The sequence below is a fragment of the Brevundimonas albigilva genome, from assembly GCF_023503965.1.
GTDB lineage: Bacteria > Pseudomonadota > Alphaproteobacteria > Caulobacterales > Caulobacteraceae > Brevundimonas > Brevundimonas albigilva.
In genome coordinates, this window is sequence record NZ_CP097298.1 from 186,785 (window position 1) to 209,629 (window position 22,845).

A 22,845-nucleotide genomic window follows, 5' to 3' on the forward strand; every position below is an offset into this window, starting at 1 on the left:
GCCGAGGCGTCCCGGCGGGCGTAGAGGACCCGTAGCCGCCTACGAGCCCGGCCGCGTCGCGAATAAAGCGCGACAGCGTCGCCGCCTGAATGCTAATGCGAGCCGTTCACATCTGGATTGACCATGCGTCCTCTGCTCCGTCTGCTTGCCCTGCTGTTCGCCCTGGGGCTGGCCGCGCCCGCCCTGGCCCAGACGCCGTCCGCCTCCGAGGCCCAGGTCGCCTGGCGGCTGCTCGACTATGTAGCGGTCGACTACGCCGGCGCGGTGGCCGACGGTCAGGTGACCAATCCGGCCGAATACGGGGAGATGATCGAGTTCGGCGGCCAGATCCGGACCCGCCTGGACGCCCTGCCGCCGAATCCGGCCAAGGCCGGTCTGGTCCGCGACGCCGAGGCCCTGCAGGCGGCCATCAGGGACAAGGCGGATCCGCGCGTCGTTGGCGACCGGGCCAAGGCGCTCGCCGGCGCGGTGCTGACGGCCTATCCGAGCCCGCTGGCGCCTTCGTTCCCGCCTGATCTGGCCCGCGGCGCGACGCTCTATGCCGAGCAATGCTCGGTCTGCCATGGCGTGACCGGACGCGCCGACGGCCCGGGCGCCGAGGGGCTTGATCCGCCCGCGATCGCCTTCGCGGATGTGGAGCGCGCCCGTCAGCGCAGCGTGTTCGGCCTCTACCAGGTCATCGATCAGGGGCTGGAGGGCACGGCGATGGCCAGCTTCGCCCATCTGCCGGCCGAGGACCGCTGGGCCCTGGCCTCTACGTGGGCCGGTTCGCCTTCACCGACGCCGAAGCCGCCGAAGGTCGACGCCTCTGGGAGAGCGACCCGGCGATCCGCGCCGTCTTCCCGGACCTGGCCGCCCTCACCCAGGCGACGCCGGCCGAGCTGGCGACAAGGATCGGCGAGACGAAGGCACGGGCGGTCACGGCCTACCTGCGCCGCCACCCGGAGGCGACGGTCCGCGCCGAGGGATCGACCCTGTCCCTGGCCCGGACGCGACTGGCCGAAAGCGAGGCCGCCTATCGCCGGGGCGATCGCAGGGCCGCGACCGACCTGGCCCTGTCGGCCTATCTCGACGGCGTCGAACCGATGGAGCCGGCGCTGGGCGCCCGCGACGGCGCCTTGCTGCGGCGGGTCGAGACGGCCATGACCGACCTGCGCGTCTCGATCAGCAGGGGCGCGCCGGCCCAGGAGGTCGCGGACCGGGTCGCCCGCGCGAACGCCCTGCTGGACACGGCCGAACGCGCACTCGCGCCCGAGGAGGCGGACAATCTCGCCAGCTTCCTCGGCGCCTTCACCATCCTGCTGCGCGAAGGTCTGGAAGCCATCTTCATCGTGGTGGCGATGATCGCCTTCCTCAGGAAGGCCGAACGTCCCGAGGTGCTGCGCTACGTCCACGGCGGCTGGGTGGCCGCGCTGGTCGCCGGCGGCGCCACCTGGGCGGCCGCGACCTTCTTCATCTCCATCAGCGGCGCCAGCCGGGAGCTGACCGAAGGGTTCGGCTCGCTTCTGGCGGCCGTCGTGCTCGTCTCGGTCGGCATCTGGATGCACGGCAAGTCGCACGCCGACGCCTGGCAGACCTATATCCGCGACAAGCTCTCTCACGCCCTGTCGAAACGGTCGGCCTGGTTCCTGTTCCTGCTGGCCTTCGTGGTGGTCTACCGCGAGGTGTTCGAGACCATCCTGTTCTATGCGGCGATCTGGAGCCAGGGCGGCCATCTCGGCATGCTGGCCGGCGCCCTTACGGCGGTGGCGATCCTGGCCGTGGTGGCCTGGGCCTTGCTGGCCTACAGCAAGCGCCTCCCGATCGGCCGGTTCTTCTCCCTGAGCTCGATCCTGATGGCCATCCTGTCGGTCGTCCTCGTCGGCAAGGGGGTGGCGGCGCTGCAGGAGGCGGGCTGGCTCGATGTCCATCCGCTGGCGTGGATCCCCCGCATCGAGATCCTCGGTCTTTATCCGACGGTCGAAGGCGTCGCCGTTCAGCTTCTGACGATCGCTATCCTCGTGGTCGGCTTCTCCCGGCATGCGGCGCCGAAAGGCGCGCGCCCAGCCTCTTGAGCGGGCGTCTGAGGCCCTCAACTGCGACCCGTTGGCAGGGTTTCGGAGCTGCTTGGGCGCCGATAGCCGCGCAGTCCGCGGATACCCAAGGTGCGGGGCCGCAGCCGATAGCGTGCGGAGACCACCCTTGGTGCGGAGATTAGGCGCCCTATTCTCCGCACTTCGCGCGGAGAATAACCTTGCTCTTGCGGCGAATAGCGCCCATATTCTCCGCAAGGAGTGCGGGGAATGGCGCAATACATCCATGAGATCGAAGGCTGGCCGCGTCTGGACTGGCGCGCTGACGCGCTTGCCGATCGCCTCGCAGCCGTCCGTCATCGCCAGGGCCTTCTGCTTGGCCGGATGCACACGCTCGGCTTCGACCTCCGCGCTGAAGCCGTCCTCGAGACCCTTACCGAAGATGTCCTGAAATCCAGCGAAATCGAAGGCGAGCTGCTCGACAAGGATCAGGTGCGATCCTCCATCGCCCGCCGCCTCGGCATGGATATCGGGGCCCTCGCCGACGCGGATCGCAACGTCGAAGGCGTCGTCGAAATGATGCTCGACGCGACCCAGAACTTTGCGTCTCCGCTCACCGAGGAACGGCTGTTCGCCTGGCACGCCGCCCTGTTTCCGACCGGGCGCAGCGGCATGACGAGGATCGTCGTCGGCGCCTGGCGCAACGAGAGCTCCGGCCCGATGCAGGTCGTCTCGGGCCCCTTCGGACGAGAGCGCGTGCACTATGAAGCGCCCCTTGCCGACCGTCTGCAGGACGAGATGCGGGCGTTCCTCGACTGGTTCAATGACGAGCCGCGGACGGATCCGGTCCTCAAGGCCGCGATCGCCCACCTGTGGTTCGTGACCATCCACCCGTTCGACGACGGGAACGGCCGGATCGCGCGGGCGATCGCCGACATGGCGCTCGCCCGCTCCGAGAAAAGCGCTCAACGCTTCTACAGCATGTCCGCCCAGATCAGGCTGGAGCGCAAGGACTACTACGCCACCCTGGAGGCGACCCAGAAAGGCGCGCTGGACGTGTCCCTCTGGCTGGACTGGTTCCTCGGCTGCCTCGATCGCGCGTTCGATGGCGCGGAAACCACCCTGACGCATGTCATGCGCAAGGCGCGCTTCTGGGAGGCGCTAGCAGGTCAGACGTTGAGCGAGCGCCAGAGCACGGTCATCAACCGGCTGCTCGACGGCTTCGAAGGCAAGCTCACCTCGACCAAATGGGCGGCGCTGACGAGGTCCTCGCCCGACACGGCCCTGCGCGACATCAACGATCTGGTGGGGCGGGGCATCCTCGTGAAGGATGAAGGCGGCGGGCGCAGCACAAGCTATTCGCTGGTCGATCGAGGATAGGCGGGACCGCACGACGCCGGCACGGCACTTCGCCAGGTCGGTCGCTCAAGACCCGAGCCTCAACAGGGAGGATCGCAATTCGCCACATCTGGCGAGTTACCGCCAACAACCCGCCTAATTCGCCAGAAGTGGCGAATTACCACCTTTGCCAGGCGCGCGACGCCGCAAGGCGCCGCCGACGCGGCCTCACGCCTGACGCGCGATGGCGATGGCGGAGAGATCCGCTGCGGCCTCGACCGGACTGCCGGCCGCCTTGCGCTCGGAGTAGCGGTCCACGAGCTGGGTGGCGTGCGGTCGAGTGAGGACAGTGAAGCGCACCAGCTCCTCCATCACATCGACGATGCGCTCATAGTAGGCCGAAGCTTCATCCGGCCGGCCTCGTCGAACTCCTGAAAGGCCTTGGCCACGCTCGACTGGTTGGGAATGGTGATCATCCGCATCCAGCGGCCCAGAAGGCGCAGGGTGTTGACGGCGTTGAAGCTCTGGGAACCGCCCGACACCTGCATCACCGCGAGCGTGCGGCCCTGGGTCGGGCGCATGCCGCCCAAACTCAATGGCAGGTGATCGATCTGCAGCTTCATCAGTCCGGAGACCTGGCCGTGCCGTTCCGGACTGCACCAGACCATGCCCTCCGACCACAGGGCGTGCTCGCGCAGCTCGCGCACCGCCGGATGGTCGTCGTCGCCGGGCGAGCCCGGCAGAGGCAGGTCGGAGGGGTCGAAGATGCGGGTCTCGCATCCCATGCGCTGCAGCAAGCGGGCCGCTTCCTCGACGCAGAGCCGCGAATAGGAGCGCTCGCGCAGCGACCCGTACAGGAGAAGGATGCGTGGCGGGTGGTCGTGCGGACCCAGGCCGGCGGCCGGGTTGCTCGACAGATAGGCCGCGTCCAGGGCCGGCAGATGATCGGGATCCGGCAGCGGCCGCAGGCGGGCGAAGATCATCCGAGATCCTTGGTCAGATAGGCGGCCGAGGCCGGGCAGATGTCTGCGAACTCGCGGGTTCGCCGGATCGCGGCGGGCGCGGCCGCCCGATCTGCGGCGGCGAAGCCGCGCCGGGCGAAGAAGGGCTCGGCCGTCGTGGTGAGCAGGTGGAGCCGTTCTCCGCCCAGCTCGCTCGCCGCGGCCTCGGCGGCGCTCAGGATCCGGCTCCCGAGCCCCCGCGAATTCAGGCCAGCGAGTACGACCAGGGAGCGCAGCAGCAGGTCCCGCCCCTCTCCTTCCAGGCCGACGTAGCCGGCCAGGGCGCTGTCGTCGTCGGCTCGGAAGTAGCGGCCGGCCCCGGGCTCCGGCAGGCCCTCGCCCTGCAGGGCCGCGATCAGGCCGGCGTCATCCGCGTCCAGGAGATGCAGCACGACCATCAGGCGGCGTCCGCCGGCGGGGCCGTGTCCGGAAACCAGCGTCGGCCCATCCACAGCGCGACCGAGACCAGAAGGATCAGCACCGGCACCTCGACCAGCGGACCGATGACCGCAGCGAAGGCGACCGGCGAGGTCAGCCCGAAGGCCGCGATGGCCACCGCGATGGCCAGCTCGAAATTGTTCGAGGCGGCGGTGAAGGCCAGGGCGGTCGTGCGCGGGTAGTCGGCATCGATCAGCTTGCCCATGAGGAAGCTGACCACGAACATGACGAGGAAGTAGATGGTCAGGGGAATGGCGATGCGCAGGGCGTCCAGCGGCAGGGCCACCACCTCGCCGCCCTTCAGGCTGAACATGACCACGATGGTGAACAGCAGGGCGATCAGGGTGATCGGTCCGATGCGCGGCAGGAAGCGCCGCTCGTACCAGTCGGCCCCGCGGCGGGCGATCAGGCTGCGCCGGGTCAGGAAGCCGGCCAGGAAGGGAAGACCGAGGTAGACGAGAACGGCGCCGGCGATGGTCCAGACGCTGACGTCCACCACGCTGCCCTGCAGGCCGAACAGGGGCGGCAGGACGGTGAGGAAGACCCAGGCGTAGAGGCTGAAGAACAGGATCTGGAAGATCGAGTTGAACGCGACGAGACCGGCGACATACTGGTCGTCGCCCCGCGCCAGTTGGTTCCAGACCAGCACCATGGCGATGCAGCGCGCCAGCCCGATCAGGATCACGCCGGTCATGTATTCCGGCTGGTCGCGCAGGAAGATGACCGCAAGGGCGAACATCAGCACAGGGCCCAGCACCCAGTTCTGGAACAGGGACAGGGCCAGCACCCGCTTGTCGGCGAAGACGCGCGGCAGTTCCTCGTACCGGACCCTGGCCAGCGGAGGATACATCATCAGGATCAGGCCGATGGCGATCGGAATGTTGGTGGTCCCGACCGAGAGGCCGTCGACCCAGGCGGGCAGGCCGGGAACCAGAGTCCCCAGTGCGACGCCCAAAGCCATGGCGGCGAAGATCCATCCCGTCAGCCAGCGGTCGAGAAAGGACAGGCGGCGCGGCGGGGCCGCGTCGGTGACCGGCGTATCGATCATCGCGCCACCCGAAGGCCAGCCGCCTCGATGACGACCTCGCCGTCCTCCTTGGTGAACCGCTTGAGATCATCGGCGGGCAGGAGGTCCAGAACGGCCTCGGACGGTCGGCACAGGCCGACGCCGAGAGGACTGACGACGATCGGGCGATTGAGCAGGATCGGATGGGCCTCGATCGCATCGAGCAACTGATCGTCTGTCAGGCCCGGGTCCCCGAGGCCCAGGTCGGCGAAGGGCGTGCCCTTGTCGCGCAACAGGTCGCGCAGCGGCTTGCCGGTTCGTTCGGCCAGCCAGGCGATCATGACGCGCGATGGCGGCGACCTCAGATACTCGATGACGTGCGGCTCGATGCCGACGTGGCGAATGAGCTCCAGAGCGTTGCGCGACGTCCCGCAGGCCGGGTTGTGATAGATGATGACGTCCACGGGATCCTCAGGCGCAGCAGGGGGTCAGTTCGGCCAGCAGAGGCTCGCATAGCTCCGCCCGGCCGCCGCAGCAGTCCTTGAGCAGGAACAGGACCAGGTCGCGCAGCCGGTCCAGATCGGCCCGGTAGATGATCGACCGGCTGCGACGCTCCGATTTGATAAGTCCCGCTCGGGACAGCACCCCCAGATGCGACGACAGGGTATTGGCCGGGATCGCCAGATGGTTGGAGATGTCACCGGCCGGCAGACCGGCCGGTTCGTGCCGCACGAGAAGTCGGAACGCCTCCAGCCGCGTCGACTGCGCCAGGGCGGCGAGAGCAAGAATCGAGGCTGCGGTTTCCATATTTCCGAACTAGTCGAACTATAGAAATGTGCAATCCCCGCTCTGCAGCCGGCCGTAAGCTTACGGTGGAGAGTTTGGCGGGTTGGCCTGCCGCAGCCTTTCGAGTTCGATTCCCATGACAACATGGAGATCTTCGATGGCCCAGGCCGACCCGCCGCTGAGGCGCACGATCAAGAAGCCGCAGCTCCGTCAGATGGTGCCATTGGCGGACAGCACCATCTGAGATGGAGCAGCGCGGCCAGTTTCCCCGGCGCTTCCTGCTGACCCCGCGCTGCGTGGTCTGGGACCTGGCCGAGGTGGAAGCCTGGCTGGCGCTTCGGCGGGCCAAGCCGATCCGCCGGGCGCCGCCGCCCGATGTCCGCAAGCGGATCACCCGCCCGGTCAGAGCCGCGGATCGAAACGAGGGCCGGCCGTTTCCGGGATAGTCAGATCCGGCGTGAATCCGCGCCCCGCCTCCCAGGCGTCCACGGCGTCTGACCACTGCTGGGCCATGTGGCGCCGCTGGGCCTCGAATTCGGCCTTGTTGTACACGCCGCGGGAAGATCGCTCTTCGTGGGCGAGGCATTTCTCGATCCAGTCCGAGTTGAAACTCATCTCGTGCAGGAGCGTGGAGGCCGTCCGGCGCAGGTCGTGAACCGTGAAGGGCTCCAGGGGCAGATCGCGCTCGCGCGCCAGCTCGGCGATGGCGCTGGTCACCCGGTTGAAAGTCGCCCGCGACATCGGCGCGTCGGCGTCATAGCGCGACGGCAGGATGTAGCGAGAGTTCCCGGCGCAGGTCTTCAGCGCGATCAGGATGTCGAGCATCTGGGTCGACAGGTAGACGTTATGCGGCCGCGACCGCTTCATCCGCTCTTTCGGGATCGACCAAACTGCGTTCTCGAAATCGACCTCGTCCCAGGTCCCGTCCTGCAATTCGCTCTTCCGCACCATGCTCAGCAGGATGAACTTCAGCCCGAGACGGATGGTCGGCAGGGTGGCCACCTCCCCCAGCAGGTTCAGCGCGATCCGGATCTCGCTCGGCGACAGCGACCGGTCCCGCGGCCGGAAGGTCGCGATGGACGCCGGCCCGACCCCGTCGGCGGGATTGTCGATCTTCTCGCCGTGCAGGATGGCGTAGGCGTAGATTTGTTTGACGATGTCGCGAACATGGATGCCGTCGCCGGGGCGCCGCGATCCACAATGGTCATGCAGTGCGCTCTCAGGTCGTTCGGCGTGATCTCGTTCAGGAGCCGGTTTCGCCATTCGGGCAAAACCTCTCGGTTGAAGATCGACCGTCGCATCTGGCGCGTGCTGTCGGCCATCGGAGCGTGGTCCATCCACCGGATCGCCACCTGTTCAAACCGCTGGGCCTCTCTCAGCCTGCGTTTCACGCGTTGCTTGTCCAGCGCCGGTGAAACGCCCTCGGCGATCAGGCGCTTCGCTTCACGCAGCTTTTCCCGCGCCTCCCCCAGGGAGAGTCCCGCCGGACCGTAGGAACCGAAGGTCACCGTCTCGCGCCGCCCGTTGAAGCGATAGTCGTACCGGAAAGCGATGCCGCCTGTCGGTGTTACGAGCACGTACAAACCGTCCCTGTCGGTCTTTTTGTACGCTTTTGATTTCCCTCGCGTATTTCGCAATTCTGCGTCGGTTAGCATGCGAATTTTACTCCAAAAGACCGTCAGGCGTTTTCGGGGTCTTCGGCAGCGATTTCTTCAAGAAACTCATAGGCTTGTTTCAGAAAAAAGACCGTCAGGACGCCCTCAGCCCTATGAGGGTATGAATCGGGGGGTCGAGAGGCAACGGGAGAAAGACCGTCTGGCATACCGACACACGGGTTCGCTGCCCCTCGATAGATACCGAGAGGCAGCGAACATATTTTTCTTGTAAGTCAGTGTTTTAGTGGTAGATTCGGAAGTGGCGTCGAAAGGCACCGAAAGCTCTGAATCATTCCCTGACTCTCCGCCTGGGCCGACGGGTCCAACTGAGGAGCCCGCGGCGATGCTTACCGCAGATGTCCGGGTATGACGAAACAGGAGCGCCGCCCTCTCGGTTCAAAAAAGTCAAAGACACCGGCCGCGCCTCTTCATAGGCTGTTCGCCTGGATGACCGTGGAAGGCGATGGAGGGGGCGGATGGCTGAATATCAACTCATCCTAGACGACGGACGCAGCACCGACTTGATGGCCGAAACCGTTGAGGCGGTCGACCCCGCAGAAGCGCAACTCCTGGCGCAACTGCGCTTCGCAGCCAGTCCGGACCTGTTCAGCATCCTGGTGACGCGACGCGGAATGGAAGTGGCGCTCGTCAGGCGGCCCCAGTAACCGCCGCCAATCGGCGCGAGCCCGATCGGCCTGGAGGCGACGTCCGGAGCAGGCGGACAGGCCCGCGATGGTTTCTCGGCAGAAAAAAGGGGCCGTCATGCGGCCCCGAAGTTCATAGGGAGGAAAACGCCCCAGGAAGGGCGACACCGAACTTATGTTGCAGCGCAGCATCGTGCAAGCTTCGTTCATCGATGAATGAATAGCCGCCGGCAGGAACGCCTGAACCTGTCCAGGCCCGGCGGCCCGGACGCCGGGCGAAACACTCTCCTGGCTGCCATATTTCAAATATCACACGATATGCGACTCGAATATCGTGTGATATGTGAGTTGATGTTCCACGACGACGGCAAAGGTTCACGACGCTATGAGGGTCAACCGGAAGGAAGCGCAAGGGCGGACCCGACGTCGCCTCTTGGCGGCCGCCCACGCCTCGATCGTCGAGGAGGGCGTAGCCGCCCTGTCGATCCGCAACATCTGCGGCGCGGCCGGTCATTCCCAGGGCGCCTTCTATTCCAACTTCGCCACCAAGGACGACCTGCTCGTCGAGATCATGGAGACGCACATCCATGACGAGGTGATGTTCCTCCGCGATCTGATCCGCCGCGCCGATGGAGACGACATCGAACGGACCCTGCTTGGTCTGGCGGGCCGATTGTCCGATCTGGCGGCCCAACCCGAATGGTCCCTGCTGTCCGTGGAGTTGCAATTACACGCCCGTCGGGATCCCGACTTCGCCGAACGACATCGCGAGAGCAAGGCGTCCTGTTATCGACTGTTCGGCGACCTCATAGAGGAACTGGCTCAAAGGTTCGACCTGCGCCCTCTCCTGCCGCCGTTCCAGGCCGGGATCGGTCTTTACGGCCTCTGGATGGGGCTGGCGGTCCAGGGGGATATCGAAGGAGCCGCCGCCCGGGACGCCATGTTGCTGGCCTTCTTTCGCGCCACCGCGGGCCTGCAGGCCAGCCCTCTCGAAAGCGTCCGGGGATGACCTCCGTCCTGCCGAGGCATCGTCGAGATCGGCTGTCATCCGTCCGGCGCGCCCCTGAAGGGCGAGGTGGACGAACAGCGGCGGTTCCACCTTTGCTTCCAGGCGCAGGACGAGGACATCGACGAACTCGGCCATGTGAACAATGCGGTCTGGATCGTCTGGATCCAGGACGCCTCGGTGGCGCACTGGTTCGCCATGGCCTCCCCGGGCGATGTGGACCGCTACGTCTCGGTGGTTCTGCGTCATCAGGTCGATTACCGCGGCAGTATCGCGGCCGAAGAGGCGGTGACCGCCGTCACCTGGGTCGAGGACTCGCTCCGCGGCGCGCGCTACCGGCGCCGGATCGACTTCATTGACGTCAAGGGCCGGGTCGTCGTCGCGGGCCTGGCCGAATGGGCCGTGATCGATCGATGCACCCACAAGCTTGTTCGCGTCGTGCCTGACATGGCGGCGCCGTTTCCTTCTCCAGGACAACTGAAACAGGAATCCGACGATGGGCGAAATCAAGAAGGTGGTCGTGATCGGGACGGGCGTCCTGGGAAGCCAGATCGCTTTTCAGACCGCCTACAGCGGCTTCGACGTCATTGCCTGCGACGTCAGCGACGACGTCCTCGCCAAGGCGCGCCTGCGACTGGCGGCCTTGGTCGAGACGTACCGGAAGGAGGTTCCGGGCGCGGTCGGCGGAAAGGAGGCGGAGGCCATAAGGCGTCTGACGCTGTCGACGGATCTGGCGGCCGCCGTCGCCGATGCGGATCTCGTGATCGAGGCCGTGCCCGAGGTTCTGGCTTTCAAACAGGCGGTCTATGAACAGTTGGCCACGCTCGCGCCGGCCAGGACGATCTTCGCCACCAACTCCTCCACCCTTCTGCCGAGCGCATTAAAGGCGTTCACCGGCCGACCCGACCGGTTTCTCGCGCTGCATTTCGCCAACAACATCTGGAAGTTCAACACCGCGGAGGTCATGGGAACGGACGACACCGATCCGTCGGTGTTCGAGACCGTCCTGAAGTTCGCTGCGGACATCGGCATGGAGCCGATCCCGATCCGCAAGGAAAAGGCCGGTTACATCCTCAACTCCCTCCTGGCACCATTCCTGAACGCCGCCGCCGATCTGGCGGCGGGCGGCTATGCCGATCCCCACGATGTCGACAAGGTCTGGCGGATCGCGACGGGCGCGCCGATGGGCCCCTTCCAGATGTACGACGTCATCGGCCTGAACACGCCCTACAACATCCTGTCGCAGGGCGACGCCCGCGCCCGCGCGCTCGCCGCCTGGCTGAAGGAAAACTACATCGACAAGGGCAGGCTGGGCGTCGCCTCCGGCGAAGGCTTCTACAGCTACAAATCCACCGACTGAGCCCTGACCAAATCCTCCCCCACGCCCAACCGAAGGAGTTCGCCGTGCACTACAGCAGTGGAAACTATGAGGCCTTTGTTCGTCCCCGCAAACCCGAGGGCGCCGACAGGAAGACGGCGTGGTTTGTGGGATCGGGGCTGGCCGGTCTCGCGGGGGCCGCGTTCCTGATCCGGGACGGCGGCGTGCCCGGTGATCGCATCACCATCCTTGAGGAACTGGAGATTCCCGGCGGGGCGCTCGACGGGCTGGACGTGCCGGAAAAGGGCTTCGTTATCCGCGGCGGTCGCGAGATGGAGGAGCATTTCGAGTGCCTGTGGGATCTCTATCGCTCGATCCCCTCGCTAGAAATCGAGGACGCCAGCGTTCTTGACGAATTCTACCGGCTCAACAGGGACGATCCGAACTTCTCCTTGCAGCGTACAACCCAGAACCAGGGCCAGGACGTCCCGGACAAGCATCTGCTGACGCTGAATGACCGGGCGCAGAAGGATCTAATCTCCATCTTTCTGGCGACCCGCGAGGAGATGGAGAACAAGCGGATCAACGAGGTCTTCAGCGAGGACTTCCTCAAGAGCAATTTCTGGCTCTACTGGCGCACCATGTTCGCCTTCGAGGAATGGCACTCGGCGCTGGAGATGAAGCTCTATCTCCACCGCTTCATCCACCACATCGCCAACCTGGCGGACTTCTCCTCGCTCAAGTTCAACCGCTACAACCAGTATGAATCCATGGTCCTGCCGCTGGTCAAATGGCTGACCGAACGTGGCGTCCGGTTCCGCTACGGCGTGGAGGTCACGGATGTGGACTTCGACATCCAGAACGGACGCAAACAGGCCACCCGCATTCACTGGATCGAGAAGGGCGAGGAGGGCGGGGTCGATCTCGGCGACGACGATCTCGTCTTCATCACCATCGGATCGCTGACGGAAAACTCGGACAACGGCGACCATCACACGCCGGCGAAGCTGAAGGAAGGCCCTGCTCCCGCCTGGGACCTGTGGCGACGCATCGCGGCCAAGGATCCGTCCTTCGGACGTCCGGACGTGTTCGGCGCCCATATTCCCGAGACCAAATGGGCCTCGGCCTCGATCACCGCCTTCGATCCGCGGATCGCCCACTATGTCGAGAAGATCACCAAGCGGAACCCGTTCACTGGCAAGATCGTCTCCGCCGGCATCGTCACGGTCAAGGATTCCAGTTGGCTGCTCAGTTGGACGGTGCATCGCCAGCCGCATTTCAAGAAGCAGCCCAAGGACCAGATGATCGCCTGGTTCTACGCCCTCTTCGTCGACACCCCCGGCGACTATGTGAAGAAGCCCATGCAGGACTGCACCGGCGAGGAGATCACCCAGGAATGGCTCTATCACCTCGGCGTCCCGGTGGAGGAGATTGCGGAACTCGCCGCCAAGGGCGCCAGCACCGTCCCGACCATGATGCCCTACATCACCGCCTTCTTCATGCCGCGCCAAGCCGGCGACCGGCCGGACGTGGTGCCTGAAGGCGCCGTCAACTTCGCCTTCATCGGGCAGTTCGCGGAATCGAAACAACGCGACTGCATCTTCACCACCGAATATTCGGTGCGTACGCCGATGGAGGCCGTCTATACGCTGATGAATGTGGAACGCGGCGTGCCGGAAGTGTTCAACTCCACCTATGACATCCGCACCCTGCTGGCCGCCGTCACGCCTCTGCGGGATGGCGAAGGCATAGAAGTCCCCGGCCCCGCCTTCCTGCGCAAACTGCTGATGAAGAAGCTTGAAGGCACCGAGATTGCGAAACTGATCGAGGAGTTTCACCTGATATCGGAGTGAGCGAAGCGCGACGTCGTCCCGAAGGAAGGTGAAGGATGGCTGACGACGATCACCGAAGCGGACCCGCCGCAGGCCGACGGCAACGGCTTTCTCAAGGGCTGGACGGCGCAGCGCCGTCCAGTTCCCTCCAAGAGAAGGGAATGGACGTGTCGATGCACATCATCCGGTCCGAACTGGCGCCCTTGGGGCGGTTGCGCGTGGCGATCAATCTCGGCAATCCGGTCCTGGCGCAGAGGGCGGCGGACGGAACTCTCGCTGGCGTGTCGGTCGATCTCGCCTGGGAGATCGCTGTGCGCCTCGGCGTGGAGATGGAGCTGTCGAACTTCGCCACGGCGGGAGCGGCGGTGGCGGCGCTTCAGGATCAGGCCTGCGATCTCGCCTTCCTCGCGATCGATCCGGATCGTCGCACCGTCTTGGATTATACCGCGCCCTACGTCCGGATCGAAGCCTCCTATCTGGTCCCCTCCGAGTCCCGCTTCCGCTCCGTCCGCGACGTGGACGTTGCGGACGTGACGATCGCGTCGGGCCTGAACACCGCCTACGACCTCTTTCTCAACCGTTCGCTGAAACAGGCCCGACGGATTCATACGCCCTCCTCCCAGGCAGCCGTCGCCCTCTTCCTGGAGGGCGGCGCCGATGTCTGCGCCGGTGTGCGCCAGACGCTTGAGGCGGCGGCGCGCGACCGGGCCGGCGTCCGCCTGCTCCCGGACAGTTTCCAGGCCATCGACCAGGCCGTCGCCCTCCCCCGCGAGCGGCCTCACGGGCGCGGTTTCCTGGAAGCGCTCTTCGAAGATCTGGTCGCCTCCGGCTTCGTCGCCCGAAGGCCGGTCGCCAGCGGACAGGACGCCGCCCTCGCGATCGGTCCGGGACGCCCGGCGCCGGCCTAGGCTGCGGCGGGCGATCATTCCCAGCCGCAGTTCACGCTCCGGTCGAGGGCGCTCCGGACGGCCGGGTGAAGCGCCACCACGCCACGCCGCCGTAAAGGAGGATGAGGCCCAGGAGGTTGAGAACCTCGCGCCCCTGTTCGACGAGGCTGGCCCCCATCTGGTTCACCCCGACCATGAGATGGATTCCGGGCGTCGTGGGCAGCAGTCGGGCGAGGAAGGCGAGCCAGGTCGGCGTCGCCTCCGCGGGCCAGGACAGTCCAGCGAGAAAGAAGATGACCAGGGAGGTGCCCATGAGCAGTTGCAGGGGCCGCTCGCGGGTGCGGAAGACGCTCGCCAGGGCAAGCGCCGCTGCAACCGTCGCCGCCACGAAGAGGCTGCCGGCCACGATCAGCGTTCCGGGCGCGGCGGCGGCCCGTGGATAGTCCTGGAACCAGAAGACGAAGCCGGCGTAGTAGGCGACATCGATCCAGCCGATGACGAAGAAGGCGAGCGCGACGCCGAGGAGACGACGGGACGCAAACCGAAGCCGCCCCCCTCGCCACGCAGGGTGGCCGCCAGCATCGCCAGTCCCATCAGCAGCGTCTGATGAATGATGAGGAAGCCGACGCCCGGAAAGACGGTGCTGCCGTATCCTTCGCGGGTGTTGAACAGCGGGCGCGCGATCACCGACAGGGCCGGCGGCGCCGGCGCGCCCTGCGCCATCGCCTGATCGACGGCGGCCTCGCCCGCCTCGGCCGTGATCGCCGCGCCTATGCCGGCCAGCGCCGTGCTGCTGCGCAGCAGATAGGCGCCGTTGCCATAGAGGGCCACCGTCCCTTGCCCGCCGGTCAGGATGCGACGTTCGAACCCCGCAGGCACGACGACGATCGCCCCCGCCCCTCTCGTCCGCAACCAGTCGTCCGCCGCCTCGGGCGACGGCAGGCGGGCGACGAGATCCGCCTGCTGCAGACCCGAGAGCTTGTGCACCAGCGAACGGCTGGCCCCGGTGTTGTCCAGATCCACCACGGCGACCGGGATCCGGACGGCGACCTCGCCGGAATAGGCGGAAGGGTAGAAGAAGGAATAGAGGATCGTCGACACCACGATCAGCATGAAGGCCGACCGGTCGGCGAGGACCGCGCGAAACGTCGCGATGAAGGCCCGGCCGATCAACGTCGCCCCCAGACATCGGGTTTGCGGGAGGCGGCCAGATATTGCGGCAGGCCCAGCCCGAACCCCACGACCGCGAAGGTCATCAGGATCAGCAGCAGGTTGACCGACATCGCCGCGGGCGCGCCCATCATCCATTGTTCGGCGACGAGACGGGCGAAGGTGGTGTAGGGCAGAAGCGCGCTCCAGACGCGCGCGAAGGCCGAAGCGGATTCGATTGGAAAGACGGCCCCGGCGAAGGCGAAGGAGGCGCCCGCATAGAGGGCGGTCATGGACAGCGCCTGCCCCATGGACAGCGTCAGGCCGACGATCAGCGTGGCCATACCCGCATAAGCGAGATAGAGGCCGACATAGCCCGCCAGGAGCAGGCCGACGCTGCCTTCAACCGGCCAGCCGCGAAACGCCGCGAGATAGATGGTCGCCAGGGCGCCCCAGACGAGAAAGATCGCCACATAGGGCGCGATCTTGCCCACGACCGCCGCAGCGGCCTCGCGCGGCGGCCCGGCCAGCCAGCCGCCGATCGTCCCGTCTCGCAGTTCGCGTCCCAGGGCGCTGACGACCGCCACCATGAACAGCAGATGCAGCAAGGCCGGGTGGATCAGGGCGACCAGTTGCAGCTCGTAGCTGGCCTGGGGATTGTAGAGGATGCGGCTCTGGACCTGGATCGGCGCCGGCCGCACCCGGCCCGGGCCGAGGATCGCCGCGCTCTGTTGCGCGGCCAGGGTCCGGGCCTGGCTCTGGATCACGGCGCCGACCTCGCGCAGCACTGACCCCGAGGGCGTGGAGTAGCTGGCGTTGTAGAAGACCAGCACCCTGCCCGCCTCGCCGCGCAGCACCGCGCGTTCGAGCCCTTGCGGCAGCATGACGATCGCATAGGCGCGGTTGGACCGCACCACGCTCTCGGCCTCGGCCATATCCTTGGGGCGGGCCGCCACGTGCAGGCCGGGCGAGGCGTCCAGACGACGAACCAGATCGCGAGCGACGCTTCCGCCGTCGGCGTCGACGACGGCGACCGGCAGATCGCGCATAACCCCCGCCGACATCTGCACGGCGACGAGGGCGAGAAGCGCCAGCGGTAGCCAGACGACGAGGAACAGATCCCAGAAGCTCCCGCGCAGAAAGGCGATCTCGCGTCGGGCGCCGGCGAGAAACGCCGCGATCATTGCGGCCAGTCGAACAGGACGGTCATGCCCGGCCGCAGCCCGTCGACGCGCGAGACCGGTGCGACGCGCACCTCGAAACTCTTGACGTCGAAGCCGCTCGACTGCCGGGTCGCACGCCAGGTAGCGAAATCTCCGGCGGGAGCGATGAAGGTCACCCGGAACCGGGCCGTGCGGTTCTCCAGAGCGGGAATACGACCCGTCAGAGTCTGTCCGCGTCGAATCCCGCTGAACTGATCCTCGCGCAGGGTGAGCGTCACCCAGGGATGCTCTATGTCCGTGAGCATGAAGACCGGGAACCCTTGGGGGACCAGTTCGCCGGGCTGGGCGAGCCGCCGGCCCACCTCGCCGGACGACGGCGCCAGCACCCGGGTTTCGCGCTCCGCCGCCTCGACCTCCGCCACGGCGCCGCGCGCCTGCCGCACCTGTCCCCCGGCCGCCTGGCGATCCTGTCGGCGCGCCCCGGCCAGCGCCAGGTCATACTGGGCGCGAGCGGCGCGGGCGGCCTCCGTCGAGGCCACCGCATTGGCCCGGCTCTCGTCGCGCTTCTGCCCCGCGATCACGCCCTGATCGTACATCTCCTGGGTGCGGGCATACGTCGTCTGGGCCAGATCCGCCGCCGCCTGCGCGCGCCGCCATTGCGCTTCCGCGGCCCGGATATCCTCCGGACGCGCACCTTCGTCGGCCTTGTCGGCCGTGGCCTCGGCGGCGACGAGGGCGCCGCCCGCCTGTTCTGAACGTGCCGCGACCTCGGGACTGTCGAGGGTGTAGAGCAGTTGGCCGGCCCGGACCGGCTGCCCCTCCTCCACATGGAAGTCGGCGATCCGCCCCGTCACCTTGCTGGTGATCCGAAGCTCCCGCGCATCCACCATCCCCTGAAGCTGATCGGGAACGGGTCGGTAGCTGAGCCAGAGGCCGACGCCGAGCCCCGCCACGATCAGCGCCCCGATGCCGAGGGGCAGCAGTTTTCGGCGCCGTCGAGACGGTCCGGCGTCGCCCCGTTCCCCGCCCGGCTCCGTGTTCGGCGTCGGCGTGTCCTGGGTGTCGGTCATGGCGCGATCCTTTCGCCCTGGTCGATATAGTCGGGCATGTCCTCGATCCGGCCGCTGACATGAAGAAGGCGGGCGAGCGCGACCACGAAGTCATGGGCGGCCTGGGCGCGCTGGATCCGCGCGCGTCCGACGCCGAGTTGGGCGTCGATGACGTCGAGCGAGGTGGTTTGCTGCACCTGGTAGCCGACCATCTGGACGCGCAGGTTCTCCTCGGCGGCGACGATGGCGCTGTCGGTTCTCTGGAACCGCCGCCGGGCCGCTTCCGCGTCGTTCCAGGATCGGGTCACGCCGATCTCGATCTGGCTTTGCGCCTCGCGCAGCCCCGCCTGGGCCTGGGCGACCTTCTCGCGCGCGGCGCGGACATTCTGCGAGCGATCGACGCCGGAGAAGAGGGTGTAACGGAGACCGACCCCCACGGACCAGTCCGGATCGGTCAACAAGGTGTCCTGACGATCAAAGTTGTACTGGGCGAAGCCATAGACCGTCGGCAGAAGCTCGGCGCGCTGGGCGGTGACCCCGGCTTCCGCCTGGTCTTCCAGGGCCTGGAGCCGCTCCAGCTGCGGGTGGGCGCGATAGGCGGCTTGCAGATAGGTCTCCAGCGGCTCGAGCGGCCGGAGAAGCACGAAGAGAGACGTAGCCGGATCGATCCCCGACGGCGCCCTCAAGGTCCCAGAGAGCGCCGTGTCCGCGCTGGCCAGATTGGCTTCGGCCGTCTCCAGCTCGCGCGCCGCGTCGTCACGCGCCACCTCCACCTGCAGGCGCTGGGCGCGACTGATGAACCCGCCGCGCTCCAGAATCGTCGCATCGGCCAGGTGGCGTTCGAGGCCCGCCAGGACGTCGCGGCGGACGTCCCGAACCCGGGTGAGCAACTGTTGCCCGAAATAGAGTTCGGTCATCTGCAACAGGGCGTTATCGACGACGATCTGGCGCTCAGCCCGGGACTGGCCGAGTTGAGCCTCAGCGGCCGCCTGGGCGGCCGGAATCCGGCCGCCGGAATAAAGCGGGACGGTGGCGGTGATGATCGGCCGCGTGCTGTCGCGTTCCATCTGGAACTGCAACGGATCGCTGATGGCGTAGTCCTGAGCGACATCCGCCAAGGGCCCCAGCGGCAGATAGAGGGTCTTTTGATACCGCATCATCTGGCCCTCGAACTCCACCGTGGGCAGCCGCAGCGTCCTTACAGCGTTTTCCTGGGCTTCCCGGCTGCGGACATCGGCGTCCGACGCCTCAATGGCGTCCGAGCGTTGCAGGAGCCTGGCCTGCGCGTCGGGATAGGTCAGGGGCAAAGGACCAACGGTCTGGAGGCCGGAGGTTTCGGCGTCAGAGATCTGGGCCTTGGATGCGGGAGCGTAGGCGGCCGCACAGGTCGACGAGATCAGCAGGATCAGCAGGATGGAAGGTCGCAAGGTCATGAGCGAGGTTCTCCTTGGCCGACCGTAGCGTTGACATCGATCCATCTCAATACATACCTGTATCGAATGATCCAGAAGACTGCTCTCTTGAGCCCAAGGCCTGTCCGGAGCCGTCCCACGCGTGCCCAGACGCGCGAGCGTATCCTCAACGGCGCCCTGGAAGCCTTCGCCGAACGCGGTTTCCAGGGGGCGACACAGGAGGACATCTGCGAACGGGTCAGATTGAGCCGGGGGGCGTACAACTCCAATTTCCGGTCCAAGGAGGAGCTGTTTTTCGCCATCTACGATCGGACGATCGAACGGCTTGAACGGCATCTCGAAACCTCGATCGCATCGGCCCTGTCCGGACCGGGACCGGCGGTGGAGAACTTCGTCAGGGCGTTCATCGCCGGCTACGCCTTCGACCGCAGTTGGTATCTGCTGCAGGCGGAGTTCGGCCTGCACGCCCTGCGCAACCCCGCAGTGGCGAGCCACTACGCCGCACGGCAGGCTCGCATCCTCTCGGTTATCGAAGAGGCCGTCTGCCGCGTCTGGAGCGGAATCGAGCCCGGCCGCCCCCACGCGTCTTCTCGCGTCGCTCGTCTCATTCTGGCGGTCCACGAAGGCGCCATGTTCCAGCGCCTGCTGGAACCATCCGCAATCAAGGACGGGGAATTGCTCGCCCTCTTCGCCGAGTTTCTGGTCTCAAGGTCCGTCATCGACGCGTGATGAGCGTGGCGCCGCCCGCTCGCCTCCGCCTTCGGCAACGACCGCGATGCAGGCGGCGCAACGCGAGGACAAAACGCCGCCAGCCATGGGCGGACGGCCTATCAAGAGGATAAACGTCCGGTCGGATGATCAGATGAAAGCAAGGCCCCTCTTAAGAGGGGGCCCGGCTCGCCGTCACTTGTCCCCGTAGTAGCTGCCGAAATGGTTGGATGGCGACCACGCCGGGAGCGCTGCCGGCAAGGCCGGCGTCAGATCACCGTAGTCTTCCACGCCGAAAACGACCCTGCCGTCCATGACCGTCAGGACCGATGAAATGGCCTCGATTTCATCCTCCGAGACGGAGAAGTAGTCCCTGTCCAGGATGGCGAAGTCCGCCAGATTCCCGGGCGCGATGGCGCCCAGCTCGGCCTCGGCATTCATGAACCAGGCGCCGCCCCGGGTGAACAGCCTCAACGCCTCGGCCCGCGTGAGCCGGTTGTCATCGGCGAGCGCCTGTGAGCCGGACACGGACTTGCCGGTCACCATCCAACTGATGCCGACCCAAGGGTTGAAGGTGGCGGCCCGGAAGGCGTCCGTCGTCATCGCCAGGGGGATGCCGCTGTCGACCAGCATACGCAGACGCGGGGTCTGCAAGGCCGCTTCCCGCCCGTGCGTCTTGATGAAGCCATCGGCATGCAGCGCCATCTTGGCGTCCAGGGCGATACCGCCGCCCAGTCGCCTGACGCGCTCGATGTTTTCCGGGCTGATGGTTTCGGCGTGCTCCAGGCTCCAGCGCAAGCCGTCGATCGGCACAGTCTCATTCACCCGCTCCAAGGCGTCGAGGAAGGGCGTAATGTTCTCGTTGTAGGAGATGTGCATCCGGAAGGGGATGCGTCGCGCGATCAGCCGAGAGACGTCCTCCTCGACGAAGCGCTGCATCGTGTCAGGATCGATGATCACCGCCGGCCGATCGAAATTCTCGTGATCGTGCACCGCTCCGTTCAGCACCTCGCCCGCCCCGCGATACTCATGACCGTGCTGGAGCGTGGGATGCAGGTTCTGTCCCGGACTGATCGGAGCGGTCCTCGTGATGGCCTCGATCTCCAGATCGACCATATTGACCGGACCGCCGTCGCCGAGTTGGAGGTCCACGAACGGCATGCGCACATTCAGGCGATTGTCGCGGGCCAGCACATCGACCCGGGCTTGCGCTTCCGGGTACGGCCACCGGCCGCCGTTGTCGATGATCGAGGTCACCCCCAGACGGTTCAGGCCGCGAACGCTGTAGGTGATCGAGCTGACCTGCTCCTCGACACTGGGTTGGGGCACCATCGTTTCCAGCGCGAGAAACAGCCATGTGTAGCCATGGATGACGCCGGTGGGATTTCCCCGGCTGTCACGCTCGATCTCGATATCCGGGAGTTGCGCGAACTGTTCGGAGCCGACGTTGAGCGCCGCCATGGCCTGGTCGTTCAAAAGGGCCCGGTTGTAGGCGTACTGAACAATCGCGGGACGATCCGGAACCGCCGCGCGCAGCTCATCGATCGTCGGGAAGCGGTTCTCTTCGAACTGATAGGGCGACCATCCGCCGATGACCTTGACCCACTGGCCCTCCGGCGTGCGTCGCGCCTGCTCGCTGAGCATGTCGAGGGCCTGCCGCAACGTCGGCACGCCGTCCCAACGGACATTGTAGTTGTAGGCCAGGTCATTGAGGACGTGGGTGTGAGCGTCGACGATGCCGGGAATGAGCCTGCGGCTGCGCGCATCGATCACCGTCGTTTGCGCAGTCGACAGGCCGCGGATTTCGGCGTCGGAGCCGACCGAATAGATCCGCCCGCCTCGGACGGCGAGCGCCGACGCTTCCGGCTGAGACCGATTGCCGGTGAAGATCTTCGCATTGACCACGATCAGGTCCGCGCCCGCGCCGGCGACCGGCGCGGTCTGCGCGTGCGCAGTGGTGAACGAGACCGCCGCAACGACGGCGATGAGAAGTGTCCTGATCATTCTGTCCTCGTTTCACTCGCAAGGGGCGCCGGTCCGGCGCGAGCCGGAGCGCCGAAGTTCGGTGCGAGGCCTTGAGCAGCCCCAATGCACAGGTTCTCGCAGCCTCCTCCCTCCGGGATAGACCGCGACACCGGCACACTGTGTCGCCGTGCGAGGAACGCGTACGGTGGCGGCGAAACGATCTAGAGCCGCCTCGCCTTCCCCTCTGTGGACGTACCGGGCAAGCTGGCCTGCCGGCGCACGCCGTTCCAGCGCTTCGCCCCCGGGATCCAACCGTCAGCTTGGCAGGACAGAGGCTGTAGCGACCGGATTTGCCCCTGGCGGCTGTTCGCGTCGGCTCGGGCGGCGTCTGCCCGGATGGAGGGGCCAATCGGTCCGGCCTCCGGCTACGGACGGCGTTTGCGACGGCGCCCTCAGACGGCTTGCCTCACTCTCTTGCCTTTCCAACCTTCCCCGAATGGAGACGCGGTGGCGCACGAAAAGGCGCTAGCGTCGGGCGAAGGCGAGGCTCAACTCGGTGCGCGGGCGGAAACAACGCACGGCGAGGCCATATGCTTTTCTCAGTTTCCGACTTCCGCCGAACGGGCGTGCTTGCGGCGGCCTGTCTCGTCGCCGGCTTCATCGCGCTGAGCATCCATGTCGGCCTGCTCGCCGCAGGCGTCCCCTTCCCCATTCCGACCCCGCCATTGTGGGCGACATGGCTGCACACCGCCTTGGTCGCGGGCGGCCTGATCATGGCGCTTGCAACCGCGGGACCGCGGGGACTTGGTGGATCTTTGGCGGGCCGGACGCTGCTCGCCTTCGCCATACTGGTGCTGCTGCAGGAGACCTTCAGGGTCGCGGTCATGAACGGCGTGGTCACCGGCGGCTGGGCCTATGGCGCGATCGGCCTCATCAAGCCCCTGCTCCGGTCCCTGATCCTCGCACTGCTCTGCGCGGTGGCGGTGCGTTGGGCGCGTGGACCGATCTCGGCGATGGCCGCGGCGCTCGCGGCGGCGGCCGTGGCGACCGGCGCCCAACGCCTGATCCATCCGTTTCTGAACCCCTGGCTCGACACCTTCGATCATCTGTCGCGCGCCCCCCTGTTCGTCTTCCCCTATCCCTTCCATGTCACCGTCGCCGCCTACGTCAGCTTCATCGAGGCCGTCGTCGGCGCCGTCATCCTGACCGCGCTGATCTGGGATCGTCTGCCGGCCCGGCTATGGGCGCGACTGGCCTCGCTGGCGCTCCTGACGGCCCTCATCAAAGGCGTCGTGGGCGGGACCGTCCTCTATGGCGTCTTCACCGGCGACAACCCCTGGATCGGCCTGTTCAGCTGGAGCCAATTCCTGCTGGAGTTCCTGGCCCTCGGCGCCCTGATCGGGGCGGTTTGGGGCAGGCTTGGGCCTGACGGTTCACCAGCCGGCCTTCCACCACCCTGAAGACGGACCGATGAGC

General features: G+C 66.6%; 21 protein-coding genes and 4 pseudogenes. 12 read left to right on the forward strand and 13 right to left on the reverse strand.

What is annotated here, in order from left to right:
* Positions 1-123 precede the first annotated feature (123 nt).
* The 3 genes and pseudogenes from MU852_RS00970 to MU852_RS00980 form a co-directional block, all read left to right on the forward strand.
* Positions 124-693, forward strand: a pseudogene (locus tag MU852_RS00970) (c-type cytochrome); the annotation flags it as partial.
* Positions 694-758: 65 nt separating this feature from the next.
* On the forward strand, positions 759-2,054 hold the full coding sequence (locus MU852_RS00975) for an FTR1 family iron permease (RefSeq protein ID WP_249750666.1): 1,296 nt from the start codon (positions 759-761) through the stop codon (positions 2,052-2,054).
* 228 nt (positions 2,055-2,282) lie between these two features.
* Positions 2,283-3,392: a Fic family protein gene (locus MU852_RS00980; protein WP_003169307.1), complete on the forward strand. Its 1,110-nt coding sequence runs from the start codon at positions 2,283-2,285 to the stop codon at positions 3,390-3,392.
* A 186-nt stretch (positions 3,393-3,578) separates the two neighbouring features.
* Here MU852_RS00980 and arsH read toward each other — a convergent pair.
* The 5 genes and pseudogenes from arsH to MU852_RS01005 all read right to left on the reverse strand — a co-directional run bounded on the left by arsH (position 3,579) and on the right by MU852_RS01005 (position 6,602).
* Positions 3,579-4,333: pseudogene (gene arsH, locus MU852_RS00985) on the reverse strand (arsenical resistance protein ArsH).
* Complete coding sequence (locus tag MU852_RS00990; RefSeq protein WP_003169309.1) at positions 4,330-4,749, reverse strand: GNAT family N-acetyltransferase; 420 nt, start codon at positions 4,747-4,749, stop codon at positions 4,330-4,332. Before MU852_RS00990 ends, arsH begins: the two are co-directional and overlap by 4 nt.
* A complete protein-coding gene (gene arsB / locus MU852_RS00995; protein WP_054765657.1) occupies positions 4,749-5,837 on the reverse strand; it encodes an ACR3 family arsenite efflux transporter in 1,089 nt (362 codons plus the stop codon). The genes MU852_RS00990 and arsB overlap by 1 nt, the downstream gene beginning before the upstream one ends.
* A complete protein-coding gene (gene arsC, locus MU852_RS01000; RefSeq protein WP_003169312.1) occupies positions 5,834-6,259 on the reverse strand; it encodes an arsenate reductase (glutaredoxin) in 426 nt (141 codons plus the stop codon). Before arsC ends, arsB begins: the two co-directional genes overlap by 4 nt.
* 7 nt (positions 6,260-6,266) lie before the next feature.
* Positions 6,267-6,602 carry an ArsR/SmtB family transcription factor gene (locus MU852_RS01005; protein ID WP_003169314.1) on the reverse strand — a complete coding sequence of 112 codons (336 nt, stop codon included), beginning with the start codon at positions 6,600-6,602 and terminating at the stop codon, positions 6,267-6,269.
* A gap of 224 nt (positions 6,603-6,826) precedes the next feature.
* Here MU852_RS01005 and MU852_RS01010 point away from each other — a divergent pair, with 224 nt between their 5' ends.
* A complete protein-coding gene (locus MU852_RS01010) occupies positions 6,827-7,027 on the forward strand; it encodes a helix-turn-helix transcriptional regulator (protein ID WP_430641175.1) in 201 nt (66 codons plus the stop codon).
* Here MU852_RS01010 and MU852_RS01015 read toward each other — a convergent pair.
* Together MU852_RS01015 and MU852_RS18055 are read right to left on the reverse strand one after the other, a co-directional pair.
* Positions 6,984-7,844 carry a tyrosine-type recombinase/integrase gene (locus tag MU852_RS01015; RefSeq protein WP_430641176.1) on the reverse strand — a complete coding sequence of 287 codons (861 nt, stop codon included), beginning with the start codon at positions 7,842-7,844 and terminating at the stop codon, positions 6,984-6,986. The two genes, MU852_RS01010 and MU852_RS01015, sit on opposite strands and share 44 nt — an antisense overlap.
* Before the next feature lie 188 nt (positions 7,845-8,032).
* Positions 8,033-8,236: pseudogene (locus MU852_RS18055) on the reverse strand (Arm DNA-binding domain-containing protein); the annotation flags it as partial.
* 476 nt (positions 8,237-8,712) lie between these two features.
* Here MU852_RS18055 and MU852_RS01020 point away from each other — a divergent pair.
* The 6 genes and pseudogenes from MU852_RS01020 to MU852_RS01045 all read left to right on the forward strand — a co-directional run bounded on the left by MU852_RS01020 (position 8,713) and on the right by MU852_RS01045 (position 13,944).
* Positions 8,713-8,901, forward strand: a complete 189-nt coding sequence (locus tag MU852_RS01020; protein WP_003169318.1) for a hypothetical protein — start codon at positions 8,713-8,715, stop codon at positions 8,899-8,901.
* A 364-nt stretch (positions 8,902-9,265) separates the two neighbouring features.
* The gene (locus MU852_RS01025; protein WP_035285090.1) at positions 9,266-9,889 is read left to right on the forward strand and encodes a TetR/AcrR family transcriptional regulator; all 624 of its coding nucleotides are present in this window, start codon (positions 9,266-9,268) and stop codon (positions 9,887-9,889) included.
* Between the two features lie 66 nt (positions 9,890-9,955).
* Positions 9,956-10,333: pseudogene (locus tag MU852_RS01030) on the forward strand (acyl-CoA thioesterase); the annotation flags it as partial.
* Positions 10,334-10,382: 49 nt separating this feature from the next.
* Positions 10,383-11,246, forward strand: coding sequence for a 3-hydroxyacyl-CoA dehydrogenase (locus tag MU852_RS01035; RefSeq protein WP_003169322.1), 864 nt, complete (start codon positions 10,383-10,385; stop codon positions 11,244-11,246).
* Positions 11,247-11,290: 44 nt separating this feature from the next.
* On the forward strand, positions 11,291-13,057 hold the full coding sequence (locus MU852_RS01040) for an oleate hydratase (RefSeq protein WP_054765655.1): 1,767 nt from the start codon (positions 11,291-11,293) through the stop codon (positions 13,055-13,057).
* Between the two features lie 197 nt (positions 13,058-13,254).
* A complete protein-coding gene (locus tag MU852_RS01045; RefSeq protein WP_249751999.1) occupies positions 13,255-13,944 on the forward strand; it encodes a transporter substrate-binding domain-containing protein in 690 nt (229 codons plus the stop codon).
* Between the two features lie 31 nt (positions 13,945-13,975).
* On the opposite strand, the gene MU852_RS17160 is transcribed toward MU852_RS01045, so the two are convergent.
* The 5 genes from MU852_RS17160 to MU852_RS01065 are packed head-to-tail and all read right to left on the reverse strand — an operon-like array spanning position 13,976 to position 18,717.
* Positions 13,976-14,419 carry an ABC transporter permease gene (locus MU852_RS17160; RefSeq protein ID WP_283843879.1) on the reverse strand — a complete coding sequence of 148 codons (444 nt, stop codon included), beginning with the start codon at positions 14,417-14,419 and terminating at the stop codon, positions 13,976-13,978.
* A complete protein-coding gene (locus tag MU852_RS17165) occupies positions 14,332-15,096 on the reverse strand; it encodes an ABC transporter permease (protein ID WP_283843722.1) in 765 nt (254 codons plus the stop codon). The genes MU852_RS17160 and MU852_RS17165 overlap by 88 nt, the downstream gene beginning before the upstream one ends.
* Complete coding sequence (locus MU852_RS01055; protein ID WP_003166883.1) at positions 15,093-16,256, reverse strand: ABC transporter permease; 1,164 nt, start codon at positions 16,254-16,256, stop codon at positions 15,093-15,095. Before MU852_RS01055 ends, MU852_RS17165 begins: the two co-directional genes overlap by 4 nt.
* Positions 16,253-17,305, reverse strand: coding sequence for an HlyD family secretion protein (locus MU852_RS01060; RefSeq protein WP_017505076.1), 1,053 nt, complete (start codon positions 17,303-17,305; stop codon positions 16,253-16,255). Before MU852_RS01060 ends, MU852_RS01055 begins: the two co-directional genes overlap by 4 nt.
* On the reverse strand, positions 17,302-18,717 hold the full coding sequence (locus MU852_RS01065; protein ID WP_054765651.1) for a TolC family protein: 1,416 nt from the start codon (positions 18,715-18,717) through the stop codon (positions 17,302-17,304). The genes MU852_RS01060 and MU852_RS01065 overlap by 4 nt, the downstream gene beginning before the upstream one ends.
* 66 nt (positions 18,718-18,783) lie before the next feature.
* Here MU852_RS01065 and MU852_RS01070 point away from each other — a divergent pair, with 66 nt between their 5' ends.
* A complete protein-coding gene (locus MU852_RS01070; protein WP_035283885.1) occupies positions 18,784-19,425 on the forward strand; it encodes a TetR/AcrR family transcriptional regulator in 642 nt (213 codons plus the stop codon).
* 174 nt (positions 19,426-19,599) lie between these two features.
* Here the strand turns inward: MU852_RS01070 and MU852_RS01075 are convergent, their stop codons facing one another.
* On the reverse strand, positions 19,600-21,408 hold the full coding sequence (locus MU852_RS01075; RefSeq protein WP_054765650.1) for an amidohydrolase: 1,809 nt from the start codon (positions 21,406-21,408) through the stop codon (positions 19,600-19,602).
* 551 nt (positions 21,409-21,959) lie between these two features.
* Here MU852_RS01075 and MU852_RS01080 point away from each other — a divergent pair.
* On the forward strand, positions 21,960-22,829 hold the full coding sequence (locus MU852_RS01080; RefSeq protein WP_054765649.1) for a hypothetical protein: 870 nt from the start codon (positions 21,960-21,962) through the stop codon (positions 22,827-22,829).
* Positions 22,830-22,845 lie beyond the last annotated feature (16 nt).